The sequence below is a fragment of the Paraflavitalea pollutisoli genome (assembly GCF_029360705.1).
GTDB classification, from domain to species: Bacteria; Bacteroidota; Bacteroidia; order Chitinophagales; family Chitinophagaceae; genus Paraflavitalea; species Paraflavitalea pollutisoli.
This window is the reverse complement of record NZ_JARKMX010000001.1, coordinates 106,547-131,631: the sequence shown is the minus strand read 5'-3', so window position 1 is coordinate 131,631 and position 25,085 is coordinate 106,547. Positions and strand designations below refer to the sequence as shown.

At 48.9% G+C, this 25,085-nt stretch carries 16 protein-coding genes; 6 read left to right on the top strand and 10 right to left on the bottom strand.

Going from position 1 to position 25,085, the window contains the following annotated elements; translation table 11 throughout:
- Nucleotides 1–43 precede the first annotated feature (43 nt).
- Together uvrB and P2W70_RS00540 are read right to left on the bottom strand one after the other, a co-directional pair.
- Nucleotides 44–2,092 (bottom strand): excinuclease ABC subunit UvrB, encoded by a 2,049-nt coding sequence (gene uvrB, locus P2W70_RS00545; protein ID WP_276479461.1) that lies wholly within the window; start codon nt 2,090–2,092, stop codon nt 44–46.
- Between the two features lie 585 nt (nt 2,093–2,677).
- On the bottom strand, nt 2,678–3,145 hold the full coding sequence (locus tag P2W70_RS00540; protein ID WP_276479460.1) for a methylglyoxal synthase: 468 nt from the start codon (nt 3,143–3,145) through the stop codon (nt 2,678–2,680).
- Between the two features lie 335 nt (nt 3,146–3,480).
- Between P2W70_RS00540 and P2W70_RS00535 the strand changes: the two genes are divergently transcribed.
- Nucleotides 3,481–3,933 carry a T9SS type A sorting domain-containing protein gene (locus P2W70_RS00535; RefSeq protein WP_276479459.1) on the top strand — a complete coding sequence of 151 codons (453 nt, stop codon included), beginning with the start codon at nt 3,481–3,483 and terminating at the stop codon, nt 3,931–3,933.
- A 1,715-nt stretch (nt 3,934–5,648) separates the two neighbouring features.
- On the opposite strand, the gene recA is transcribed toward P2W70_RS00535, so the two are convergent.
- Together recA and P2W70_RS00525 are read right to left on the bottom strand one after the other, a co-directional pair.
- Nucleotides 5,649–6,662 (bottom strand): recombinase RecA, encoded by a 1,014-nt coding sequence (recA, locus tag P2W70_RS00530; protein WP_276479458.1) that lies wholly within the window; start codon nt 6,660–6,662, stop codon nt 5,649–5,651.
- 1,548 nt (nt 6,663–8,210) lie between these two features.
- A complete protein-coding gene (locus P2W70_RS00525) occupies nt 8,211–9,800 on the bottom strand; it encodes a M1 family metallopeptidase (protein ID WP_276479457.1) in 1,590 nt (529 codons plus the stop codon).
- 283 nt (nt 9,801–10,083) lie between these two features.
- On the opposite strand from P2W70_RS00525, the gene P2W70_RS00520 reads away from it, so the two are divergent.
- Complete coding sequence (locus tag P2W70_RS00520; protein WP_276479456.1) at nt 10,084–10,950, top strand: OmpA family protein; 867 nt, start codon at nt 10,084–10,086, stop codon at nt 10,948–10,950.
- A gap of 79 nt (nt 10,951–11,029) precedes the next feature.
- Here P2W70_RS00520 and P2W70_RS00515 read toward each other — a convergent pair whose 3' ends face one another.
- Nucleotides 11,030–11,725, bottom strand: a complete 696-nt coding sequence (locus tag P2W70_RS00515) for an alpha/beta fold hydrolase (protein ID WP_276479455.1) — start codon at nt 11,723–11,725, stop codon at nt 11,030–11,032.
- Between the two features lie 106 nt (nt 11,726–11,831).
- Nucleotides 11,832–12,281 carry a hypothetical protein gene (locus tag P2W70_RS00510; protein WP_276479454.1) on the bottom strand — a complete coding sequence of 150 codons (450 nt, stop codon included), beginning with the start codon at nt 12,279–12,281 and terminating at the stop codon, nt 11,832–11,834.
- 328 nt (nt 12,282–12,609) lie between these two features.
- Here P2W70_RS00510 and P2W70_RS00505 point away from each other — a divergent pair, with 328 nt between their 5' ends.
- A complete protein-coding gene (locus P2W70_RS00505) occupies nt 12,610–15,042 on the top strand; it encodes a TonB-dependent receptor (protein ID WP_276479453.1) in 2,433 nt (810 codons plus the stop codon).
- A gap of 170 nt (nt 15,043–15,212) precedes the next feature.
- Here P2W70_RS00505 and P2W70_RS00500 read toward each other — a convergent pair whose 3' ends face one another.
- The 3 genes from P2W70_RS00500 to P2W70_RS00490 form a co-directional block, all read right to left on the bottom strand.
- Nucleotides 15,213–15,362, bottom strand: coding sequence for a hypothetical protein (locus tag P2W70_RS00500; protein ID WP_276479452.1), 150 nt, complete (start codon nt 15,360–15,362; stop codon nt 15,213–15,215).
- Nucleotides 15,363–15,391: 29 nt separating this feature from the next.
- Nucleotides 15,392–16,261 carry a helix-turn-helix transcriptional regulator gene (locus P2W70_RS00495; protein WP_276479451.1) on the bottom strand — a complete coding sequence of 290 codons (870 nt, stop codon included), beginning with the start codon at nt 16,259–16,261 and terminating at the stop codon, nt 15,392–15,394.
- 898 nt (nt 16,262–17,159) lie between these two features.
- Complete coding sequence (locus tag P2W70_RS00490; RefSeq protein WP_276479450.1) at nt 17,160–18,752, bottom strand: Na+/H+ antiporter; 1,593 nt, start codon at nt 18,750–18,752, stop codon at nt 17,160–17,162.
- 460 nt (nt 18,753–19,212) lie between these two features.
- On the opposite strand from P2W70_RS00490, the gene P2W70_RS00485 reads away from it, so the two are divergent.
- Together P2W70_RS00485 and P2W70_RS00480 are read left to right on the top strand one after the other, a co-directional pair.
- Nucleotides 19,213–19,416, top strand: a complete 204-nt coding sequence (locus P2W70_RS00485) for a hypothetical protein (RefSeq protein ID WP_276479449.1) — start codon at nt 19,213–19,215, stop codon at nt 19,414–19,416.
- A gap of 98 nt (nt 19,417–19,514) precedes the next feature.
- Nucleotides 19,515–19,973 (top strand): META domain-containing protein, encoded by a 459-nt coding sequence (locus P2W70_RS00480; RefSeq protein ID WP_276479448.1) that lies wholly within the window; start codon nt 19,515–19,517, stop codon nt 19,971–19,973.
- 255 nt (nt 19,974–20,228) lie between these two features.
- Here P2W70_RS00480 and P2W70_RS00475 read toward each other — a convergent pair whose 3' ends face one another.
- Complete coding sequence (locus P2W70_RS00475) at nt 20,229–22,469, bottom strand: helix-turn-helix domain-containing protein (RefSeq protein ID WP_276479447.1); 2,241 nt, start codon at nt 22,467–22,469, stop codon at nt 20,229–20,231.
- Between the two features lie 189 nt (nt 22,470–22,658).
- Here P2W70_RS00475 and P2W70_RS00470 point away from each other — a divergent pair, with 189 nt between their 5' ends.
- Nucleotides 22,659–25,076 (top strand): ATP-dependent helicase, encoded by a 2,418-nt coding sequence (locus P2W70_RS00470; protein ID WP_276479446.1) that lies wholly within the window; start codon nt 22,659–22,661, stop codon nt 25,074–25,076.
- Nucleotides 25,077–25,085: the final 9 nt, after the last annotated feature.

Genomic DNA, 25,085 nt, shown 5'->3' with positions numbered 1-25,085 from the left:
AGAGGCTGCTCACGGGAGACAGCCTCTTTGAATTAGGTTGAAACTATTTGGTGGCTTTCATATTCTCCAGCTTTTTCTGCATCTCAAACATGGAGTCGCGAAGTTTAGCTGCCTCCATAAAGTCCAGGTCACGTGCCGCTTTTTCCATGTCCTTTTTCGTCTTGGCGATGGCTTTCTCCATCTGTGGGATGGTCTGGTATTCTGCTGCACTTTCAGCGGCAATATGCGTTACGAGGCCCTCGTCGGGCTGTATGGCATAAGGACTATTGGTATCGTATCCCTTTATATCCAACACGGAAGTCTGGGCAAATACCTGTTCCTTCGATTTCGTTACGGTCCTGGGAGTGATATTGTGTTCGACATTATAGGCTACCTGCTTTTCACGGCGTCGGGTGGTTTCATCGATAGTCCGCTGCATACTCTCGGTCATCGTGTCGGCGTAAAAGATGACCAGCCCATTGACGTTACGGGCTGCTCGGCCGGCAGTTTGGGTCAGGGATTTTTCGTTACGTAAGAAACCTTCTTTGTCGGCATCCAATATGGCCACCAGCGATACTTCGGGCAGGTCAAGGCCCTCCCGGAGGAGATTCACGCCTACCAGCACATCGAACTCGCCAAGGCGCAATTGGCGAAGGATCTCTACTCTTTCAAGGGTATCGACTTCGCTGTGTATATACTTTGATTTGATATTGATCCGCGCCAGGTATTTGTCCATTTCCTCCGCCATTCGTTTGGTGAGGGTGGTAACCAGCACGCGATCACCCATATTGACACGTTTATCGATCTCGTCCAGCAGGTCATCGATCTGGTTCACACTGGGCCTGATCTCGATGGGAGGGTCGAGCAAGCCCGTGGGCCTTACCACCTGCTCCACAACAACACCCTCGCTTTTTTCCAGTTCATATTCACCAGGCGTTGCAGACACATACACTGCCTGATCGATTATCTGCTCAAATTCGTGGAAGTTGAGCGGACGGTTGTCCAGTGCCGAAGGGAGGCGGAATCCATAATCTACCAGGATCAACTTGCGGCTGCGGTCGCCTCCGTACATACCACTGATCTGCGGAATGGTCTGGTGACTTTCATCGATAACAGTCAGGAAATCCTTTGGGAAATAGTCGAGGAGGCAGAACGGACGTGTGCCGGGGTACCGGCGATCGAAAAAGCGGGAATAGTTTTCAACGCCATTACAATAGCCCAACTCGCGGATCATTTCCACATCATAATTGACACGCTCACTCAACCTTTGTGCTTCAATATATTTTCCTTGCCTTTTGAAGTATTCCACCTGGGCATTACTCTCATCCTGTATTTCTGCCAGTATCTCCTGGATCATGTCTTTGGGGGCCAAATAGAGGTTAGCCGGGAATATGGCCGCGTTGTCTACGGTGCCGATTCGCTTTCCTGTTGTGATCTCGAGGGTCTCAATGCTCTCGATCTCGTCGCCAAAGAAGGTAACGCGATAGCCCCAATCCATATAGGGAAGGTTGATATCAACCGTGTCTCCTTTCACCCGAAACGAGCCACGCGTGAAATCCAGTTGGCTCCTGGTATAGAGAGCGTTGACCAGGCCATGAAGAAACCCCTGGCGGGAAATAATCTGTCCCTGGTGGATGCGGATGATCCCGTTCTCAAACTCAGCCGGGTTACCGATACCATAGATGCAGCTCACACTGGCTACCACGATAATGTCGCGGCGGCCACTGAGGAGCTCCGTGGTGGCGTGTAATCTAAGCTTATCAAGCTCTTCATTGATGCTAAGGTCTTTTTCTATATAGGTGTCACTTACTGGGAGGTAGGCCTCTGGTTGATAATAGTCGTAGTAGCTCACGAAATAGCCAACCGCGTTCTCAGGAAAGAACTGCTTGAACTCTCCGTAAAGCTGCGCTACCAGGGTTTTGTTGTGGGTTAGCACCAGCGTAGGTCGTTGAACCTGCTGGATGACGTTGGCCATCGTAAAGGTCTTACCGCTACCGGTCACCCCCAGTAAGGTTTGATGCTGTTCACCATTTAGAATTCCCTCCGTCAGTTGACGGATAGCTTCCGGCTGATCTCCTGCCGGCGGAAAAGGCGCATGTAGTTTGAAAGGCATAATGATATTATGGTTGCTGGCGCTCGTCAGACGCACAGCGGCGGGTAAGTTAAGATTTAGCTGTGTGTTGACAAGAAATCAGTCTTTTAATAACAAAAATCATACGAGGAAGTTGGCGGTATTATGGGGAATGTATTGTTGCCGGGCCGTTGCTTTTGGCAAGCAATGGATGGACTGCCAATGGCTGGTTGTCTGGCGATACCCACGGGTTGTAGGGTACGACTTCAGGTCGCTTTATTGTAAACATTAGTCCGTGGTTGGGTTAAGCTGGAAGATCAATTCGGCGCCGCGGATTCCTGCAAGAGCCTGAACTGCTATGTGGCGGTGTAGATGGTTGGATGGTTTTCGTCACCAAGGTTTTAACATGCAGCGGTTATGAGGGACTTAGGCTGTTTATGGACATTGTTTCCGGGAAGAGCCGGGGAGGCGCTTCTTTCAAACCCAACGTCCATCACGGTTTAGGGAGTAAGCCATGCGGAAAGGGGGCTCAGCCAAAAACCTCCGGAGATGTTGTTTAATTAATTGACGGTTAGTGAGTTACGGCTGCTGATGAATCTCCGGAGATTGAATTTAAGTTTATGTGTATTATTTGGTTTCACCCTCAATTGGCCGTTTTAGATAGCCGGTATAGTCGGGAAGGTTGATGGTATAGCTGGAATGCATCAGCGGGGATGTGAGTACAAAATCGGCCGTGGCCCGATCGTTGGCTACTACACAGTTCCAGGCGATGGCTACGCGGAGGAGGGCTTTTACATCACTGTCGTGGGGTTGGGCTTCCATTGGATCCCAGAAGAAGATCAGGATATCGATTTCTCCCTGGGCGATGAGCGCACCTATCTGTTGGTCGCCTCCCAGGGGGCCACTCAGCAGTTTTTTTACAGGGCGATCCAATTGTTCTTCGAGGAGCTTGCCCGTAGTACCGGTTGCCAGGAGCTCATGTTTGGCTAAAACAACTTTGTTGAATTCTGCCCAATCTATCAGGTCTTTCTTTTTGTTATCGTGCGCTACTAAAGCAATACGTTTACGGGCCTCTATTCTCCGTGTTGTCACCATGTCGATTGAATTATTGGTTTTGGGTTGAAAAGGTAGTTGGATTTTGAAGAAACTTTAACGTAAGGCGGATAATTTTCAGCAAGATATCACGTTTTCCACATTCGGGCACAGAAATTGTTAATAACTATTTCCCATTTACATTCCCGTTAAATTCTATGTACAAAGGTTTGCTGACAATACTGGTAAGCCTGTGGGCACAATTTTGTGTTGCACAGGATACTTCGGCCGGATCTGCCTCGGCGGAATTTGAAGTCAGCGTTCCAGACTCTGCCATTTTTTTAACAGACCTTAGTGCGGCTATCCGAGACAATTCCAAAGTAATATTGAACTGGCGTATGATCAATACGTCCTCGGCCGATTTCATTGCCGTAGAGCGTAGCAGCAATAACCGGGACTTCGAGACAGTAGCGGTTATCAAGCAAACCGCCACCGGTCTTTGGTATGAATGGGTCGATGATGCGCCGGCAAAGGGGCGTAACGTCTATCGGGTAAGATTTGCAGGCAAGCAGGGGGCAATCCAGTTCTCCCGGACCATTCCTGCCGTCATTGCCGGTGATATTTCTTTCCGCTTTTATCCCAATCCGGTCGACAATGTTCTGATCATTCGCTCAGAATTTATGCTCGATGTTCAGATTGTAGATGGAAACGGAAAGGTCCGCGTGACGCAAAACAAGCTGCAGGGGCTGCAAACTGTGAATGTCTCCTCGCTTGAAAAAGGACTGTATGTTTTACGCATAAATAACCTCACCACCGGGCTGATCAGTCAGGAGCGACTATTAAAAAATTAAGATCCGTTAGCAAATAAAGGCCATCATAGCCTGTTGGGGCCTGAGGTGTTCGCGGGAGTGCACCTACCTAATGACCATTTTCTTTAAGTGGGTAACTATTTTTTGTGGGATGCTTTAGTGTTATCCGTGGTACGGTCTCTTTCCAATCATCCTGCCGTTGCTCGCATTGTAGGCGTATCGGTGGCCGTACCCCTAGCCAAGTACTGAATGTACGGTGAAGGATTTCACTCGCCTGTCATCTATTAGGCAGGGAATAGGCTATTTTTCACTTTGTGGCTTGTAAGTCCGTCAATAACCTATTTCCCCATTTTCTGTCTGGTACATTTTGCTGCTTTGGTCCAGGACTTATTACTCATTTGTACTATGGGTTTGTGGCCCATGGATTGATTCGTATGAGGAGTTTGCAGGTAAACTTCGAAAGGTATCGTCTACTGTTCTTCTTCATCAAGAATCAATTCCTTTCTCGCACACGCCCCTGTTTTCCTGGAAATACCCATCGCAAGTGGCACGTTTTGCCCCGGTAAGGCCCTTTTAGCCTGATTTGGGCGGCCGGCGCACCAATGCGCTGGATTGTGGGCGGTACCGATTTAGGTTGCCAAGTATAACGAAAATGCTGAAAGTGTCGGGAAATAACTGGATAATGACCCACTTTGGAGACCCGTAAACTACGTTTGACTGAGTATTTTTACTATAACCACAAAATGGTATTGCGCATGTCAAAAATCACCCTTATTTTTACCTCGGTTTTTCATAGGATATTGGATTTTAAAGCGGGGTTGAATGTCTATTCAGACCCCTTTTTTATTTCTTCAAGTTCTACATCCTATAGTTGACGCTCTCTCCTTCCCCTTTTCGGTTTTGCGCTATAAATACATTCCAAAGCTGGTTAGGCTATGCTGCATGCAGATAAGCAATAGTCAATTTGCTACTTTTGTAGACGAGGTTTTGGGTATCCCGCTGTAATCCCTTCTGCTTAGTATTCTATTTTTTTGCTTCCGTTGAATCGTTTCTTGCGCCAGTTGCTTCTGTTATAAGGCAACTACAGGCTAGTCGATCAGCTGTGTCAGACGAGTTTTGGAGACCGCCGTGTGTTCAGCTTCTCACAGTAGTCTATTTTAGCTTTCGTTAAAAGGATTCTATCTGCATTTGGACCAGCAATCAGCTTATTTGAGGCTAGTCAATCGGCTGTGTCAGATCAAGTTTTGAGGGCTGTGCTGTATTCGCCTTTCCCCCAGTACCCATCTTTATAGCTTTCGTTGATAAGGCTTCTTTCGCCGGTTGGCTCAGCTACCGGGTTATTATGGGATAACTCTTGGCTATGTTAGATGAGATTTTTGAGGCCTGTGGTGCCTTTTTCTTTCCCAATATCCTATTCTTTTTAGGCTTCGTCGATATCATTTGTTGGTCTTTTAGGCCAGTAATCAGACAATTACAAGCTAGTGGAGCCGGTTGCCGATGAAAATGAGGTAGCTCCACCACTACTTCCAGGGCGATGAATTGGGTCCAGCCGTATTGGTATCTATTGTGAACTGCTGCTAAATGGTAGCTTCCGGTTGTATGACCGCCTCAGGTTGATCATCCAGTAACGGATAATTCTTTTGTGTTTACGATCACCTGCCCCATGGTTTTCTGGGGCCAGGACAAAAAGAAGAGGTCCTGAAGAATCAGGACCTCTCATTTACTAACCCCTTAGTATTCACTTACTATAACATTCTTTATGCTGAAGGCGCATTTTGCATTTCTTTGATCTTTTCTCGGATCTTTACTTCGATCTCGTTAGAAAGCTCGGGATTGTCCATGAGCAGTTTCTTAACCGCATCACGTCCCTGACCCAGTTTGTCTCCATTGTAGCTAAACCAGCTACCGCTTTTTTGTACAACACTCAATTCCACACCCATGTCCAGGATCTCACCGGTTTTGGAGATACCTTCTCCGAACACAATATCAAACTCTGCGGCGCGGAAGGGAGGAGCTACTTTATTCTTTACCACTTTTACCTTCACACGGTTACCAATTGCTTCATCACCATCCTTGATCTGTGCCATCCGGCGGATGTCCAGACGGATCGTTGCATAGAACTTCAGGGCGTTACCACCAGTGGTTGTTTCAGGATTACCGAACATGACACCGATCTTTTCACGCAGCTGGTTGATGAATATACAGATGGTATTGGTCTTATTAATAGTAGCGGTGAGTTTACGCAGCGCCTGTGACATCAGTCTTGCCTGCAGGCCCATTTTGCTGTCACCCATTTCTCCTTCCAGCTCTCCTTTTGGTACCAGTGCAGCTACTGAGTCGATCACCACAACGTCGAGGGCTCCGGAGAGGATAAGACGGTCGGCAATTTCGAGGGCTTGTTCGCCATAATCAGGCTGGGAAATCAGCAGATTGTCTACATCAACCCCAAGCTTTTGAGCATAACCGCTGTCGAAAGCGTGCTCCGCATCGATAATGGCACACATACCACCCTTTTTCTGGGCTTCTGCGATAGCGTGGATTGCGATCGTAGTTTTACCAGAAGATTCAGGTCCATAGATTTCTACAATACGGCCTTTGGGAAAACCGCCGACGCCCAGCGCAGAATCCAGTCCGATAGAACCGCTCGATACTACTTCCGTAGGCTCGGTCGACTTTTCGTTCATCATCATCACACTTCCTTTTCCAAAGTCCTTTTCAATCTTATCGATCGTCAGTTTTAGCGCCTTGAGCTTTTCGTTATTTGCAGACATAATGGGTTTGTTTTTGTTGTATTCAAAATTACCGAATGTCAAATGTAGGGGAAATTATCTTATCAACACTAATTTTATTAGCATTTATTGGCTAATTATTTTGGGCGCCCGGGAATTCAATGAATTAGATCGGTTGAGAAAATCAATCCAACTTATGGAGAAGACCGAAAGGGACCCCGCGGCTCGTTGGGATGCGGGGGCCCAGAAGGAGCGAAGCCCCGCCTTCGCTCCCGGAACATTGTTGAGCCAGGAATAGGGTCACCCCCTGGAATTCCGTCTCCGGATGTAGGTGTTGCAGAAGGGGAGTAAACCTGGTAGCTTGCCTAATGACCTTTGTACCTGAGAGGAGCCTGCCAGCCTGCCCGTCCGGGATGCTGGGGCCCACACGGAGTGTAGACCTGAACATCGGCGCTCCGAGCGGACGATAAACCTGGTGGCTTGCCTAATGACCTTTGTACCTGAGAGGAGCCTGCCAGCCTGCCCGTCCGGGATGCTGGGGCCCAGAAGGAGCATCGCCACGCTGCCACTCCAGGAACATCGTAGCACCGGGAGGAGGCCAAAGACTGCAGCCCCGTCCCCAAAAGATCTCGGTCGCAGGATGGGACATAATCCTGGTAGCCTGCCTCGGATAATCTCTGTCGTCGAATGGGGCATACCCTTGATAGCCCCCGAATAGTATTTGCTCCTGGAGTGGTGCAACCCTGCTGCCCGACCAAAAAGGTCGCTGCAGCATTGGGATCGCAACGTGACGGTAGTGCCCAACGATTGTTGGCTCAAGAGGGGCGTAGCCCTGGCGCCGCTCCCAGGATGATCGTTCCTGCGAGGGAGGCCCAACCGATGACGATCATCCTCCGGATTCAATGTTGTTCCGTAGCGCGCCCCAATAATGCGCAATCTGGTAGTCCACGGAGTAGCAAATTGGCCATAACATTGCCCGAATATCCTCTGCACATGACACTCTACCGGCCTAAAACTGGCACTTTTCCCTTTTACAGAGTGTCAGGTGTAGAACAGTGGAGTGTGGTGCGACGAGGATGTACAGGCAATGGCAAGCACATATGCACGGAAGGAGGAAATACCACTAAATCCATAATTCCCAAATAATTGCACTAGGGGCGACCCTGAATTTCCCGCGGGTTTAACGATGTATTGGCTACTTGGGGTGATCAAGCCCATTGCGACGGATACATAATGCGTGGAACGAATAGCCTGATTGGGTGAGTCTATGCCAATGAAATCGGGCTGTTTGCGGCCAATGACTAGCAACACGTGTTTGTTGCTGGCGAAGCGCCGTGGAGATGAGGCCGGAAAAACTGATCTAAAAAGAATGGGTGTCAAAACATCCGCCGCTCTCCGAAAATAAAAACCCCGCCACTGATAATGCTCGTAGCGGGGAGACTACAGTAGGAAACTACCGTAGGTAATGTTTTAGAACTAATTCAGGAAAAGGCGATGGCTGAAAACCATGTGCAAAAAGACTACAAATCTCTAAATACAGCAATACCACTTTGTGGTAGTTTCACGCTTTCAAGCCCTTGGGGTTTACTCTTATTCATAGATAACACGCTTGAGGTAAAAGCCCCGGTCGTCGATCAGTAACGATGTTCCCGACCCAATCTCAACCCCTTTCTTATCGATGTTTTTTCGTTCTACCCCCCGGCTGGTGGTGACTTCCAGGGGTAAGGCTCCATCATAGTTCAGTAATTTAACCAGGTAGGTCGTGTCACCGGTACGGACAACCCCTACCTCCAGTTTATTGATCGTTCTCAAATAGAAATCAAACAAAGGTTTCAGATTGGTACCAGATTCCCGGCTGAAAAGTTGTTCCACATCATCCGTGGTTACCAGGTTGTCGTAAGTATATTGAGGCGAAGTGGCCAGTTTCTTTAAGGTTGGAAAAAAGAGATCATCGCCCAGGATAAACCGCAACGTGTGCATAAAGAATGCCCCTTTGCCATAAATATCTCCATGATAGGCTTCGTCTGAATCGATATTCGTACCAAGCACCACAGGCTTTTTATTGGCCACTCCCCGTGCGACCCGTTGCATGTGTTTCAGGTGTGACTGCTCGCCCTCCAGCTCTCGTACGATCAAGGCATCTCCATACGTACATATTCCTTCCTGCACCCACATATCGCCCCAGTCTTTACCCGTTACTTTATTGCCCCACCATTCATGGCCAAATTCATGGTGCATGAGGCCGTCGAAATCCAGTCCGCCCAATTGCGCATATCTGAACTTATTACCATAGGCATTTAAAGTCTGGTGCTCCATACCCAGGTGAGGCGTTTCGCAGATCCCAATCTTTTCTTTTATCCATGGATATTCACCAAAGTATTTTTCCTGCGTTCTGATGGTACGCTCAAAGATCTCCAAATGATGAGCTGCCTTTTGAACATGTTCTTCCAGCACATAAAATACAATGGGCACCTGGTTACCGCTAACGGTCGTATAGGGCTTACTAACGATCTTGTATTTGCCGATGTTGAAAAGAATGCTGTAATTGTTGATGGTATAATTCGTCTTCCAATGATAGGTCGAGCTGGCTTTTTTATAGGTGGTCTTTTGCAATAAACCAGGGCCCGCCACCACCAGTCCTTTGGGTACCGTTATAATGAGATCGGCTCCTTCATTGGGCTCATCGGACGGATGATCTTTGCAGGGGAAAAATATCTTGGCTCCTTCCATCTGACAACTGATAGCAATCCAGTCATTACCGGTTGAATCCTTCGCCCATTGAAATCCCCCATCCCACGGCGGACGAACAGCCACACGGGGCTTTCCTGCGTATTGGATCTTAACTAGGGCCTTACCGCTGATCGCAGCAGGCAGATTGATATGAATGAGGTCCTTTTCATGCGTGAAAGGTTTTGCTTTATTATTCACCCATACCCCGCTCACTTTAAAAGTATTTAACAAGTCAAACAATAAAGTCGTTGAAGGTTGAGCCAATACAACCTCTATCTGGGTAAATCCGTCAATAGCTTGTTGAGCTGGATCAACAGACAACGACACTGTATAATGCCGAACATCCATATTGGCTTGTTCCGGTTTCAGTAGTCCTCCCGATAAAATACTTTGTGCAAACGTTTGCAGGGTTGTCAATAGAAGAAAGGCGTAAAGCAACGGCGTGCGCATATCATGGTTTTGCAGTAAGGTAATCAATTTGTGTTGCGCAAGGCCTGTATTTGATTGCAAACAACTGCATCATGAGTGTGGACATATTATAGAAAAGACGATAGAGTATTCAAAAAATCTTAAAAGCATCTTAAAATGAAAGTAGATTTTATTCGTTCTTACGTATTTTATCATGATGCTATACCTTTGGACGCCTTTATAGGCACACAAGTTGTAATAAGAGGTGCCGAACAAAAGGAGAAATAGATCAGCATTTAACAACATCTAACAAAAACCAATTAATATGAAGTTCAGACACGTTCTGTTAGTAGCATTAACCCCCGTAGCACTTTTCTCGTGCGTTAGCACCAAAAAATTCAAAGCAGAACAGGAAAAGTACAACACACTCAACGATTCTTACGCCAAGCTGCAAGGCGATTTGAAGGCGTGTGAGGATGCAAAGGCTGAAGAAGCACGTAAGAAGGCGGCATTGCAATCAGAGATCGATGCCCTCAACAAACAAATTGCCTACCTGAAAGAAAACAATACGCAAGCCTTGAAGCAACTCCAGGACCTGTCTGTTATCTCCAGCTCTCAGGCAGAAAGCATCAAGAAGTCTATGGAGAACATGGGCGCAAAAGACAACTATATCCAGACCCTGCAACAACAAATTGCTCGTAAGGACTCTTTAAACATGGCCCTGGTGATGAACCTGAAAGGCGCTATCGGTAACCTCGACGACAAAGACATCAACATTAAAGTTGACAAAGGCGTGGTGTATATCGACATCTCCGACAAACTGTTGTTCAAGAGCGGTAAGTTTGATGTAACCGAAGAAGCCAAAGTTGTGCTCGGAAAAGTTGCGACTGTGTTGAAGAACCAACCCGATATCGAGTTCATGGTAGAAGGTCATACCGACAATGTAGCTTACAAAGGCAATGCACAATTGCTCGACAACTGGGATCTCTCAGTTAAGCGTGCAACCTCTGTAGTACGCATTCTGCAAAACCAATATGGTCTCGATCCTATGAAGATGTCTGCTGCCGGCCGTGGTGAATACCTGCCTGTAGTGCCTAACGATACTCCAGAGAACAAAGCGGTTAACCGTCGCACTCGTATCGTTATCCTGCCTCAGCTGGATCAATTCTTCAAATTGCTCGAAAGAAAATAATCTTTCATCCTCTTATACAAACAAAAGGGGCTGACCATTTGGTCAGCCCCTTTTGTTGTGACATATGTCGGCTAGTGTATTACGATCCAATAAACTTTTTGATCATGGCTCCCAACGCCACCATGTCTACCTGCTCCAATGCATGTGGTGTGGCCGGCAATACGCCCAATTGGGCTACCGGTAATTGTTTGTATACCTGTGTGGTCTCATCAAGTGAAACCATTTTATCCCGGTCTCCCAACAGCAGCAGGCAGGGAGCGCTGATAGCCGGATAATCGGCCGCTTGTAAAGGATTGCCTTTTCCCATCTCCAACAGCATGCCCGCGGTCCTTTCCAACACATCCTTCCATTTATGGCTGCCATGTCGTTTTTCCAGCTCTTCGGCAAAGGCGGGTACTTTTTGCCGAATAGTCTCCGCATGCAGCATCCTGACTTCGCGTGTAGCCACTTCCTCATCCCAATTAAACTTGGTGGCCAGTGTAATGGCCCGACTAATCCGTCCCGGATAATGTCGACAGATGTACATGCCCACATATCCCCCCATACTATATCCGAATAGATGGACCGGTTCTCCTGCCGGAACATAGATATCCATATAAGTAACCACATCCTGTGCAAAGGAAGCTATTGACCAGGCATCTGCAAGAAGCGGCTCTCCACCATGCCCGGTAAAATTGAGGCGATGTACATAGTACTCATCAGCAAGCTGGTCTCCCAATGGCACCAGTTGATCCCGGTCGCCGAGAGCGCCGTGCAAAAGCAATAAATGTTGCATACGTTTGAAGATACAAAGGGAAGGCAGGGCTACAAAGAGAAAGCAAAGGGTACGGATCGAAAGTGAGATGAACAGGCAGATCAAGGTTATGGACCTGCCATCAATACTATTTCAACAGGCTTAGTGCACTCAGCCAGGCCGGACGCTGGGAAGACCAGGCGCTCGTGAAAGCCTCGGGCTTCAGTCCACCTTCGAGGTTCTTGAGCAAGCCGGCTGCACTGGATACGGTTTTTACGGTGTTGGCCGTTTTTACCAGGTTGGCCACATTGAACCCACTTTTAAACAGGTTGGGCTTCAGGAAACCCGCCAACGAGGCGATGCTGCCGCCCAAACCCGAGCCGGTTGTCACTTTCGCGGCTGTACTTAACCAGTCGGTCTTGCCGCCGCTGGCCCAGCTGTCGAGGAATGAGGTTGGCTTGAGGCCATCGGTGAACTGGCTCAGGACGCTGCCGATATTAGCTCCAGCAGATCCGGTTTTGGGTAATTTCAATTGAGCCTCTGTGCTGATAACCCCCATGATTGTTACGACCAGTAACAAAAGAAAACTCCTTTTCATAATGATTCTGTTTTGCCCGGACTGTGGTGACCTTTGCCCGGGATTGATTGAATGTTGGTAGGAAATAAATAGTAAGCCATATTAATATATAGCCATTGACCAGCCAAACTCTGTTTAATCTTTGATTGGCAATACCAGCAAATCCTACGACTGATTGTGGGGCGAGGTAAAACGCCTCCTGCTTTAGCGACCCTCACCTTCTGGAGTATGTAAAAATGCGACACCCTTTTTCAATAGGTGGGCCATTGGACTTTCACCCGCTACTGCCCGTATAGAATCACTACGAAGCGGTTCGTTTTATAGGAATATTTGCTGCTTAAATAGCTGTATGCGCAAATTGATTTTGATAGGGTGTGGCTTATTGGCTTGGGTTTTTACACAGGCTCAGGTTCAGCGGGGTAAGATCTCGACGACCCTGGCTTCCGGTGATCAGGCGATTGAAAATGCTACAGTAGAATTGCTGAAGGCGAAGGATTCCAGCCTGGTTAAGGCGGCCATCAGCGACAAAGGTGGCGCTGTGTCGTTTGAAGAAGTTGTTTTAGGTAATTACCTGCTCAGGGTGTCTGTAATCAACTACCGTCCTTACCTGTCACAGGTATTTTCGTTGGATGCGTTTCAGCCTACGCTATCATTACCAGCCATTCAGCTTTCGGCTGCCAGCACGGCAAATATGAAAGAAGTAACCGTCACGGCCCGCAAACCCTTTATCCAAAAGCTCAGTGACCGGATCGTGGTGAATGTCGATAATAGTATTGTCAATGTGGGCGCCTCGGCGCTCGATGTACTGGAGCGTTCACCGGGTGTATTGATCGATCCCAATGATGTGATCAGCCTGCGTGGCCGCCAGGGCGTGGTCATCATGATCGATGGGAAGATAACGCCCATGTCGGGTGCCGACCTGGTGAATATGTTAAGAAGCCTTCCTTCCAATAGTATCGAGCGAATCGATATCATCACGAACCCTTCGGCGCGTTATGATGCTGCGGGCAACTCGGGCATTATCGATATCCGTTTAAAAAAGGACCAGCGACTGGGTGCCAACGGAACGCTCACGGCTGGTTATGGCCAGGGTGTATTTCCCAAAGCCAATACAGGCGCCAACTTTAATTACAGAAGCAAGAAAGTAAACCTGTTTGGCAGTTATAATTATTCATACCGCAAGCTGTTGAATCACCTCTTCCTCAAAAGGGAGTTCTTTAAAGAGGGCAAATATGATGGCGCCTATGACCAGGACAACTACATGAAATTCCCCATCAGTTCCAACACGCTTCGCCTCGGGGCAGACTTCTCCCCCAATAAGCGATCCATCATCGGCTTCGTTGTAAACGGTACCCTGACCAATATCCGACGCAACAACAACAATGCGTCGCTGGTACTGGACGAGGGAAAAGTGCCTGCCTCGAAATTCCTGACCACCAACCATGAAAAAGCAAGGCCACGGAATTTGCTGGCGAATATCAACTATAAATACAGTTTCGACAGTACAGGACGTGAGGTAACGGCAGACCTGGATTACGGCATTGTCCGCAACCAGACATTATCACAATTCAATACCGGATTCTTTGACCTTGATGGAACAGTAGCGCAGCCGGCCTATAAACTCAACGGTGACCAACAGGGAAAAATTACCATTGCCACGGCCAAAGCAGACTACATACACCCCATCAACAAAACCACGCGCTTTGAAGCGGGTTTCAAAACCAGTTTCGTGGAGACTGATAACGATGTTGTTTTCTTTGATGTCAGTAACCAGACCCCTGTTTACGACTCTGCCAAAAGCAATCGATTCAACTACAAGGAAAACAACAACGCGCTTTACGTAAACCTCAATAGTGAGTTCAAAAAGTTCTCCCTGATGGCAGGATTGCGGGCTGAGCAAACCAATATGGAAGGGCACCAGGCGGTGAACAATATCCGGTTCGATTCTTCTTATCTCCAACTGTTTCCCAGCCTGTTCCTGAATTATAAACTGGGGGCTGAGCAAGCCCTGGGCGTTTCATTGAGCCGCCGTATCGACAGGCCCAATTATTCAGAGCTCAATCCTTTCCGCTTTTTCCTTGATCCAAGCACCTATAGTTCCGGGAACCCCTACCTGAAACCTCAACTTACCTGGTCGTATGAATTGAGCTATACTGTCAAACAGCTCAGTTTCACCCTCGGGTATAGCCACACAAAACAAAACACCACTGTGGTCATCAGGCCCAGTGAAACGGAAGAAAAAGTAACGGTGCAGATGCCGGTAAACCTTCACACCTACGATTACTTTGGGTTGACGGTAGCTGCGCCGTTCCGTTTTACCAAATGGTGGAACGCCATCAACAACGCCAATATTTACTATGGTCACTATAATGGCAATCTGGCCGGAACTACCCTGGATAATGGTACGCCAGCTGCCAATGTCAGTACGAATCATACGTTCACCCTTGCTCATGGCTGGACGCTCGAGTTGAATGCCAGTGTCAATACCGGTGGGCAATACGGATTCATGAAACTGGACCCGCAATGGCAGCTGTCGCCCGGTGTGCAGAAGACGGTTTTACAAAAAAAAGGAACGATCCGCTTTAATGTCACGGATATCTTTTGGACCAACTTACCGCGTGCGGTGGTTGCATTCAATAATTATGTGGAGCATTGGCATGCCCAGCGCGAAACGCGGGTGGCCAACCTTTCATTCACCTACCGTTTTGGAAAGAACACGGTAGCGGCAGCTCGCCGGCGTGCTACGGCTTCTGAGGAAGAAAGAAGAAGGGCGGGCAGTTAATGTGCAATTGGGCTGGAGGTGTGATCTATGCAGGCACTGGAAATCTGTAGATCATCAAAACACCGAGGTGCATGGTCAACTGCCTCCATTGGTATTCGCTGCCTGTCTGATGCGGATGGGGAGTTCCATCGGCTCTGTCTGGCGCAAATAGTACCGTGAAAGCGAAAACATTAGTGCTTTTTAAAGTACTGTATCTCACGTTCATGCTTTTTAGCGGCCTCCAGGGAGTCGAATGTACCTAAGTTGCGACGCCTGTTGGTTTTAGCGTCTTTTTTCCGGGAATAGATCCGGTATTCGCCCGATTTTAACTTGCGTATCATATAATATAGTTTACTGGGAAAGGCACAATTTATATGCCATCGACCCGCTGCTTTTTGTGCAGGGCCTGCAGTAGTTTTAAATGGGGCTGCAGGTTCTGCAGGGTATTTCTGGTCAGAAATTGACGGAGGTGCTTGTAGAAGTGGCTATGGTCGTAATAGCCATATAGTGAGTGATGGAAGCTGTGGGGCGATTGCGCAATATGGGCCGCTGCTTTGCGGATGCGCATGATCTGTAAAGCGTTTTTGCTGCTGATGCTGGTTGCCCGCTCAAAATAGCGCTGGAGTGTTCGGGTTGAGATGCCGTATTGCTCCGCCAGCGTTTCGATGGTCGTTTTAAAATCATTTTCCCGGAAACACCGATCAAGGATCTCGGTAACGATCTGTATCTCCTGCAGGGAGCCTGCATGTTCTCTCACGATGGGGTGATAGTAGTTGCTGATGATCCTTACTCTTTCTTCAAAAGAGGACGCTGTCTTGATGGCATCGATCAATGACTGATCGACGAGATAGCTGAGTGGAAAAATATACTCTCTATACTCTGCAAAGTTTACCTTCTTTAGAAAGAGTACTGGCGATATCTTGAATTTAATACCAAAAAGCTGGTTACCCGGCCGGTGGAAGCATTCAATACTACGATGCCGCGGAAGAAACCCATCCGACCGCATATCGAATCGCTGGTCGGCTACCTGCATAACGAATGGCGTGCCCAGGTTGATCAGGTAAGTGTAGCCAATATTGGGGAAAAGGGCGTCGGAAAACCCTTGTGGATGAATATCCCAGAGATGGGCAAAATCTGTTTCCCAGACAAAATCAATGAAGTGGTTAAGACCAGCCGACGGTGGCGTTCGGTGGTAGTTGTTTTCAAAGTGGTCTTTATGGAAGAATTCTACATGCTGCACAGTACATCTTATGGGATAAAGCTACGCTGGGCCTGCAATCCGGGAGGAAGGAATGCGATGATCCGCAATAGGATGGGAGGAAAGGTAATGGGGCAAAAGACCTTAGCACCGGTGCTGCCAGGGGTAGGGGCACTGGGGGCCCTATCGCTTTTGGTGTAAGTGATTGATTTAGAAAAGTTGTGCTATTTTCATTACACTTCCATGGGAGCGAGTAGGGAGCGGCATGGAAGCGAGTAGGGAGCGCCTCCCTTGGGATATCCGCGCAACGATGCTTCTTTACTCTTGGTGGTCGACACTGCCACCTCCCCAAGGCAACCCGGCAACTCCCTGTTGGTTTACCTGCCAGTATCCGAGGCTCAAGGTGCTGTACTTCTGACACATCAGTCCCTTCCGTTTTTGGTGAAAATGGCGTTGTTTTGAAAGTTGAGCTATTTATACGGGATCGATACGCGAACCGTACGGGATGGGTACGGGAACGGTACGGGTAAGGTTGGCGACAATTGTCCCTTCAGTACGGATGAACTACTTGTTATAAATGTGTTCCGGTGGGTTAAGTGACCTGCACAACAAGGTCAAAACGGGGCAAATGTACAAACCCAAGGAGGGCTGTTCCAAATTCTGGGTAAAATGTCATGACATGCTGCAACGGATGATGCCCAATTTATTAACAGCATCGGAGATGGCTGGGAAAATCTTGAAATGCCAACGGTAGAAGAAGCCCAATGTATGACTGTCACCGTAGATGCCTTGGAACCACTAGCCAGTGCCTACAGCACACAGGTCTCAATTGGAAGATACTCATTCCGGGTAAGTGACCATTGACAAGGTGGATAAGAGGGTTAAACCCAAGGGCAGGCATGTTAATGAAAAGGGCCGCACGGTACGGCCCCTGTTCATTTTATTTTCTCAATCTGGCCTCTTCCAGGTCAAGTTCTGTTTCGCGTTTGCGGATCAGTTCATCGGGGAATTCGCGGGAACGGCTCATCTTAGTAAGCTCTGCCCTGCGAACATGTACGGCGTCCAGTAGCATCTGCCGGTATTTAGGTACAAAATGCCCTTCGGCATGTACCCCGTCTTCCTGGTTGAGTTTACTGGTGGCAATATCTGCCATGCGTTGGTAGCGCTCTCTGAGGCGGACAAAGGCGTCAATGGAGGTGGCCTCGTCGGCGTATGACTTTTCCAGCATATTTAAGACGGCCGTTGCAAGCCGCAGTCGGATGGCGTGTTCATGAGCTACTTCGGGTTCTGGTGCTTCTATTTTCAATATACGGATCAGCCAGGGCAGGCTGAGGCCCTGAATGACAAGGGTAAAAAGAATGACGATGAAGGTGATGAAGAGGATAAGGTTGCGCTGCGGAAAGGCCTGTCCATTGCTCATGGTGATTGGGACGGCCAGGGCAGAAGCCAGTGACACCACCCCACGCATGCCGCTCCAGCCAACTATAAAAACAGAGGCGGAACTGGGCCGTGGTTCCCGTTTCCGGATCTTCTCACTCACCAGCCTGGGCAGGTAAGCACCAGGATATACCCATAGTATCCGGATAATGATGGTGACCAGGCTGATCACTACTGCATATTTTATCGCATCCAGGATAGAACTTTGACCGAGCTCTTTGATGATATAAGGCAACTCCAGTCCGATCATGATGAACACCACGCCATTGAGCAGGAACACGAGTGTTTCCCAAACACTCACGGCCTGCAGGCGGGTGCTGTAGGAAAAAACTTCATGTGACCGAAAGGAGAGAAACAAGCCGCCACTCACCACCGCTAATACGCCGGAAAAATGGAAATGCTCGGCCGCGATATACATCAGGTAGGGAGAGATCAACGTGATGGCCGTATCGATACTGGGTGTGGTGGGGAGGAACCGGTGAATCAGATACACCACATGCGCGATGGCCAGGCCAATCACCACGCCCATCACCGAAACCAATACAAAGTCTCCGCCCGCTTCCCAGATGGAGAACTGACCGGTAAAGATCGCTGCCAGGGCAAACCGGAACACGATCAAGCTCGATGCATCGTTGATCAGGCTTTCTCCTTCCAGTATCGTGGTGATCCGCTTGGGTACTTTGAGGTGTTCCAATACGCTGGTTGCTGCAATGGCATCGGGTGGTGATATGATGGCTCCTAGCAGAAAGCCAAGCGGCAGGCTAAAGCCGGGGATCAAAGCATGGGAAATAAACGCGACCGCCGTTGCTGTAAAGATCACCAGTCCAAAGGCCAGCATAAACACCGGGCGTCGATAACGCCAGAAATCATTCCAGGACGTGTACCAGGCAGCCGCGTAGAGCAGCGGCGGCAAAAAGATAATAAAGACCAATTCCGGTTGTAAGGTGATCGACGGGACCCCGGGGATAAACCCAATTCCCAAGCCGGCAAGTACCAGTAATATGGGATAAGAAATGCGCAGTTTGTTGCTCAACATGGTGAGCATCGATACAACTAGCAGCAAAGAAATGATCAGCAATAAATTGTCCTGGAGCATGTAGCCTGGGTTGATAATAATTGATTGTGTGACAATTTAGAATATTTTCTCAAAATGCTCCGAAGCGTGGCCTCCCTTACCCACGCCGCTTGTAGAATAAGACCTACAAAAGGGCACTGGGGCTATTTACAGCACAATTAAAAACGACTGAAGCTAATTGCTTAAGCATAAGTGATTTTTGAGTCATATCACTATATGTTTGAAACAGGGTGGCAAAGTAATTGAAACAGGTGTTCGTAGAAAACATCATTGAGTAACACCAAGCTTTTATTTTATGAAAAAGATCCTTTGCATTGTGGCCGTCGCGGCCTTGTTCAGCACATTTGCCTGCGAAACACCAGAGCCTGCAGCGGGTAATCCGGATAACGATTCAACCGTAAATAATACAACTACACAGCCTGATTCCTCGGTCAACAGACCGGATAGTTCGCGCTAATATCCAGCCTATAAATAACAGATAATGAAAAAAATAATGATCCTGTTGTTGATTACAGGAGCTTTCGCTGCCTGTGGAGATGGCAGTAATAATGCTGAGCGTATCAATAGTGGGTCATCGGGCAGTACCAACAACCTGCCTGTGCCCGATACCTCGCACCAGCATACCGATTCAGCTGGCGGTCGCAATAATCCAAACAGTAACCAGGATTCTTTACGTTATAATTAAGAGGTCAATACTGGTTATTGATGTTTAGCTCAGGATGGCATACTTATTATGCCATCCTTTTGGGGGTTTATACCTCAGCAAATAAAAGCCTTAGTAGTATGGAAAACTTTATTGCTTCTATCGCAGCCTGTGCATTACTTGCAGGTACCTTATTGACGGCAAGGCCAATTTCGGGCCCCCTTGTTGCCGACCAGAAAAGAGACACCATGCTGAATGGTGAATGGTTTCTGCAGCCCGTACTGGCTTCCGATACGGCAGCAGGAAAATATCCCTCTATCAAGTTTGATGTTGCCAAAGGACATTTTACCGGACATACCGGTTGTAACCGAATGAGTGGCGCGTTCAAGCGCACCGATTCTACCCTGATATTTGATGAGCGGATACAAGTTACTGAGATGGCTTGCCCGGGATACAATGAGACGGCGTTTCTAAAAACCTTACTCAATACCAACCGTATTAAACGGGATGGTTCCGTGCTGATACTGATGTTTGATCAGACTGAACTGTCGCGGTGGACGCGCAAACCATACAAGGCGCCTCTAAGCAAGGGAACTTAAAGGCCTTTGTTGCTACTGGTTATTTGACCAAACAGTATTGACCTGGTGGACGCCAAAGCCATACAAGGCGCCTTTAAGTAAGGGGCTAAATGGAGGGTGACGGAAAGAATATTTGATCAAACCGAAGTGTGTCGATTTGTGGTCGGATAAGTAAAGAGCATTTCGGGAAAGTGCATGTCCAAAGGATGGTGGCGTGTGCTTCAGGCTACAATTCCGGGAAGCTGATCAATTGCAATAGACTTATACAGAACTAATTTATGTGCCCTGCTGCTGCAGGCGGCTCTTGTACTGCATGACAGCTTTAATCTCTCCGTAAGAATAGTCATCTCCCAGTTTTTCCTTTACAGGCGTGCTGCTATGTCCGCCTGTTTCTTTCAGGGCTAAGAGGATGGGACCGATCTTGTGCTCGGGAACCAGTTGAGATACTTCCAGCTCGCCACTGGCGATGAACTGGATCAGATGGCCCTCGATGGTGCTAATAGCCATGCCGCGCTGGGCAGCGATGGTATCGATACTATTACCTTCTTTGAACAACCGTAAACTGATGAAGCGGGTCTCGCCTTTGGCTGGTTTGCCATTGACGTCTGCCGCCTCCTGTACCAGTTGGTTGACAGCTTTCTTTTTTTCCTCGAGCATTTGCAGTACTTCGTCAGCGTCTACGCCGTCTGCCAGTGCACTGGCGGTGGCGCCGGCTTGTTCCAACAGCTGTTGCTGCCGGTCAAACAATAGCTTCAGGGCCTGCAATTCTTTTACGTATTTCTTTACTTTGGGCTTCACCTTGATCTCTTCGAGGTGTTGCACCAAAGCGCTTGTCACTTCTTCCAGCTGTAGCTTGAAGTAGGCGGCGGCGGCCTGTAATCGCTGCTGTACAGCTGCGTATCCGTCTTTACTGCTGCCTGCCAGCAAGTGGTCCAGTTGTCGCATGAACTTTTGAGCAACCTCCTGTTGCTCGGACAACCGGATTACCTGTCCACGAGCCCATAATACGGCTGCGTTTTGATCGGGCAATTGCCGGTCTTCGTATCCGTCATAGTGGGCTTCCCAGGCGGCGGTGAGTTTTGTCCAATCGAAACACTGCACGATCGTACGGCCGATATAATTTTTACGATCTTCCTGCAAGGCCTGTTTTAACTGGTCGGCCGCCAGCTCGGCGCTGGTAAAGGCAATCACCCGCTCGTCGGTGGTGATGCACTGTGGCTCGATGCGGGAATACAATACCAGACCCTCCATGGAAGTAAGCCGGCTCAGGGCCACATAGACCTGACCGGGGGCAAAGGACTGGCCTGCATCAACAATGGCCCTGCGGAAGGTAAGTCCCTGGCTTTTGTGGATGGTAATGGCCCAGGCCAGGCGAATGGGATATTGTTTGTAACTGCCCAACTCCTCCTCGTCAATGCTGTCTTTATCTTTATTATAGGCGTACCGGATGTTTTTCCAGGTTTCCTGTTCTAGCTCCAGTTCGATATCTTCTCCGGGAAAGGCTACCGTGATCTTGTTGTCTTTGCTAATCGATTGAATAATGGCGAGCTTGCCATTGTAAAACCGCCTGAATTCGCCCTTGTCGTTTTTGATGAACATGATCTGGGCTCCCACCCGCAGGTTGAGTACCATATCAGCCGGGAGCGCTTTTTCATTGAATTCGCCCGTGATCTCGCCGCGAAACTCATGCAGGTCGCCTGGAAGCCGCGCCAGCTGGTATTGATTGATCTTGTCGGCCTTGTAGTTGTGGGAGGTCAGGGTGATGAAATGCTCGTCTTCATCGGGCACAAACCCGGGGATATACCGCATGTGCAATTGACGAAGGTCTTCTTCGGTGGTCGCATTCGTGCGGAGATTGTTAAGTATCTCAATAAAGTTGGCCTCGTTCTGGCGGTAGATCTTTTTCAGCTCCAGGTAGAGGGGCGGCGCCGCTTTTACTGCCTGGGCGTCGAAAAAGAAAGGGCTGGCGTAATGGTATTTCAGGATGCCGTCCCATTCTTCATTGGTGACCACCGGGGGCAACTGGAAAAGATCGCCAATAAATAATACCTGCACGCCGCCAAAAGGCGTGTGCGGCTGTCGCCGAAAATGGCGCAGGATGAGGTCGACGGCATCGAGCATGTCGGCGCGTACCATACTGACCTCATCGATCACCAGCAGCTCCAACTCGCGCAGTAGTTCGCGCTTGGCACTGTTAAACCGGAGGTTTTTGATGAGGGTGTGCTGATCGGTAGCGGCGATGTTCGGGTCTTGCCAGCCACCAGACTGCCGGGAAGGCAAAAAGGGGCCAAAAGGCAATTGGAAAAAAGAATGCATGGTCACTCCACCCGCATTGATCGCCGCCACGCCCGTGGGGGCTACGATCGCCATTTTTTTGCTGCTGTGCGCCTGGATATATTTAAGAAATGTCGTTTTGCCGGTACCGGCGCGGCCCGTCAGGAAAATATGCCGGTTGGTCTGGTTCACAAACCGGGTGGCGAGCTGAAAATATTCATTGGATATATCCGGGGATGACATCAGCCCGCAAGTTAGCCAATGCGGCGGGGCGCCAGATGATTATTTTTTCCTCCATGTTGTGAACAATTTCGCTGCGGCGAATACTAACTGCCGGCCGCCCAATAAGTTTTCAACGCCTCCCTGCTAATCGGGCACGATAACGTAAATTGCAGGCTTGATTATTCCGTTCGGAATGATTACTAATCTATTATGCAAGACTACTTACAAGGATTGAATGACCGCCAGCGCGAAGCGGTGCTGCACATCAACGGTCCGTTGATGATCGTGGCCGGCGCCGGCAGTGGAAAGACAAAAGTATTGACCACCCGTATTGCCCACCTGATGCGTACCGGCGTGGATGCCTTCAATATCCTGGCACTCACCTTTACCAATAAGGCGGCCAAGGAAATGAAAGAACGTATCGAGAAGATCCTCGGGGGCTCGGAAGCCCGTAACCTGTACGTGGGGACCTTCCACAGTGTGTTTGCCCGCATTCTGCGCAGCGACGCACCCCTGCTGGGCTACCCCGCCAACTTTACCATTTACGATTCGGACGATTCCAAGAGTGTGGTAAAGACTGTCATCAATGAAATGAACCTTGATGACAAGACCTACAAGCCTTCTGTAGTTTATAACCGGATCTCTTCTGCCAAGAACGCCCTGGTAAGTCCGGCGGAATATGCCAACGATTACGCCCTGCAACAGGAAGACCTTCGTGGCAACCGTCCGGCCATTGCACAGATCTATGATGCCTACGTAAAACGTTGCTTCAAGAATGGCGCGATGGATTTCGATGACCTGTTGTTGAAGTTTTACGAGCTGCTGAAGAATTTTCCGGAATCACTGAGCAAATACCAGCGCAAGTTCAAGTACATCCTAGTGGATGAGTACCAGGATACCAACCCTGCCCAGTACGAGGTGATCAAGCTGCTGGGTGCCATGAATGAGAATGTGTGCGTGGTGGGTGACGATGCGCAGAGTATCTATAGCTTTCGTGGCGCCACCATCCAGAACATTTTGCAGTTCCAGAAGGATTATGATGATGCCAAGGTGGTGATGCTGGAGCAGAATTACCGCAGCTCCAAAGCGATCATCGCTGTTGCCAATGAAGTAATCGCCAATAACAAAGGACAAATACCCAAGGCCCTCTGGACCGACAACAACGAAGGCGAGAAAATCAGGCTGGTACGTACCATGACCGATAACGACGAGGGTAAATATGTGGCGGATACGATCCAGGAGCAGAAGCTGCGCAATCATTACAACAATAAAGATTTCGCGATCTTGTACCGCACCAATGCCCAGAGCCGTGCATTTGAAGAGGCGCTCCGCCGCATGAACATTCCGTATACGATGTTTGGTGGTACGAGCTTCTATACCCGCAAAGAGATCAAGGACTTTGTAGCCTACCTGCGGATCATCGTGAACCCGCGTGATGAGGAAGCGCTGAAGCGCATCATCAACTACCCTACGAGAGGGATTGGTAAAACGACGATCGACAAAGCTGTATTGGTGGCCAATACTAACGACGTATCGATGTGGGAGGTGCTGGAAAGAGCGCGTGAGGCAGGATTTAAAGGGGGAACAGCTGAGGCGATCGAAGAGTTTGTGACCATGATCAAGAGTTTCAACAGCATGCTGAAAACCAAGAATGCTTATGAAGTAGCAGTGCATGTGGGCAAGCAGACCAACCTGGTAAAAGAACTGTTCAACGATAAAAGTACCGAAGGCGTTGCCCGTTACGAGAATATCCAGGAGTTACTGAACTCGATCAAGGAGTGGGTGGACACACAAACCACGCTGTCGCAGATCGATGAAGAGGGAACCATGCTGGAGTCTACAGAAAATGAAGCCGCCGGTACCGGAGAGATCACGCTGGGTGCTTATCTGCAACAGATCACCCTGCTTACCGATGCGGATGACAAAGACCCCAATGCCGATACGGTAAAGCTCATGACCATTCACGCCGCCAAGGGGCTGGAGTTCGGGTGTGTATTTGCGGCCGGTTTGGAAGAAATGCTTTTCCCCAACGGTATGGCAGTGAATACCCGCGAAGAGCTGGAGGAAGAACGCCGGTTGTTCTACGTGGTGATCACCCGTGCCCGTCAGCGCTTGTGGATCACCTATGCCAATACCCGCTATCGTTTTGGTCAGTTGGTGCAAAATGAACCCAGCCGTTTTATTGAAGAACTGCCCCAGGATTACCTGGACCGTAGTTACGCCGGTGGCGGTTTCCGCAACCAGAGCCAGGCTACCCGTTCCAATACAGGTGGCTTCGACCGAGCCAATGGGAATGGCGGCGGCTGGGGAGCAGGCGGCAGACAGTCTGCAGCCGATGCGGAAAAGAGATATGGTGCTCCGCCTTCCAAGAAACCAGCGGTGCCTTCGTATGTAACTCCCAAACCACAACAAGCCAAAGCCGTTGAGCATGTGCCTAGCCCGGACTTTGTGGCCAGCGATACTTCGGCCTTGCAGGAAGGTCAGCGGGTCGAGCACCAGAAGTTTGGTTTCGGAACTGTATTGAAAGTAGAAGGTTCTGCGCACAACCCGGTGGCTACGGTGAAGTTTGAGCAGAATGGAGAAAAGAAGATCATGCTCAACTATGCTAAGTTGCGCATCATTCAATAAGATCATACA

Coding starts and splice junctions, on each gene's coding strand:
- uvrB (WP_276479461.1), bottom strand. CDS start 2,092: ATGCCTTTCAAACTACATGCGCCTTTTCCGCCGGCAGGAGATCAGCCG.
- P2W70_RS00540 (WP_276479460.1), bottom strand. CDS start 3,145: ATGGTGACAACACGGAGAATAGAGGCCCGTAAACGTATTGCTTTAGTA.
- P2W70_RS00535 (WP_276479459.1), top strand. CDS start 3,481: ATGATCAATACGTCCTCGGCCGATTTCATTGCCGTAGAGCGTAGCAGC.
- recA (WP_276479458.1), bottom strand. CDS start 6,662: ATGTCTGCAAATAACGAAAAGCTCAAGGCGCTAAAACTGACGATCGAT.
- P2W70_RS00525 (WP_276479457.1), bottom strand. CDS start 9,800: ATGCGCACGCCGTTGCTTTACGCCTTTCTTCTATTGACAACCCTGCAA.
- P2W70_RS00520 (WP_276479456.1), top strand. CDS start 10,084: ATGAAGTTCAGACACGTTCTGTTAGTAGCATTAACCCCCGTAGCACTT.
- P2W70_RS00515 (WP_276479455.1), bottom strand. CDS start 11,725: ATGCAACATTTATTGCTTTTGCACGGCGCTCTCGGCGACCGGGATCAA.
- P2W70_RS00510 (WP_276479454.1), bottom strand. CDS start 12,281: ATGAAAAGGAGTTTTCTTTTGTTACTGGTCGTAACAATCATGGGGGTT.
- P2W70_RS00505 (WP_276479453.1), top strand. CDS start 12,610: ATGCGCAAATTGATTTTGATAGGGTGTGGCTTATTGGCTTGGGTTTTT.
- P2W70_RS00500 (WP_276479452.1), bottom strand. CDS start 15,362: ATGATACGCAAGTTAAAATCGGGCGAATACCGGATCTATTCCCGGAAA.
- P2W70_RS00490 (WP_276479450.1), bottom strand. CDS start 18,752: ATGCTCCAGGACAATTTATTGCTGATCATTTCTTTGCTGCTAGTTGTA.
- P2W70_RS00485 (WP_276479449.1), top strand. CDS start 19,213: ATGAAAAAAATAATGATCCTGTTGTTGATTACAGGAGCTTTCGCTGCC.
- P2W70_RS00480 (WP_276479448.1), top strand. CDS start 19,515: ATGGAAAACTTTATTGCTTCTATCGCAGCCTGTGCATTACTTGCAGGT.
- P2W70_RS00475 (WP_276479447.1), bottom strand. CDS start 22,469: ATGTCATCCCCGGATATATCCAATGAATATTTTCAGCTCGCCACCCGG.
- P2W70_RS00470 (WP_276479446.1), top strand. CDS start 22,659: ATGCAAGACTACTTACAAGGATTGAATGACCGCCAGCGCGAAGCGGTG.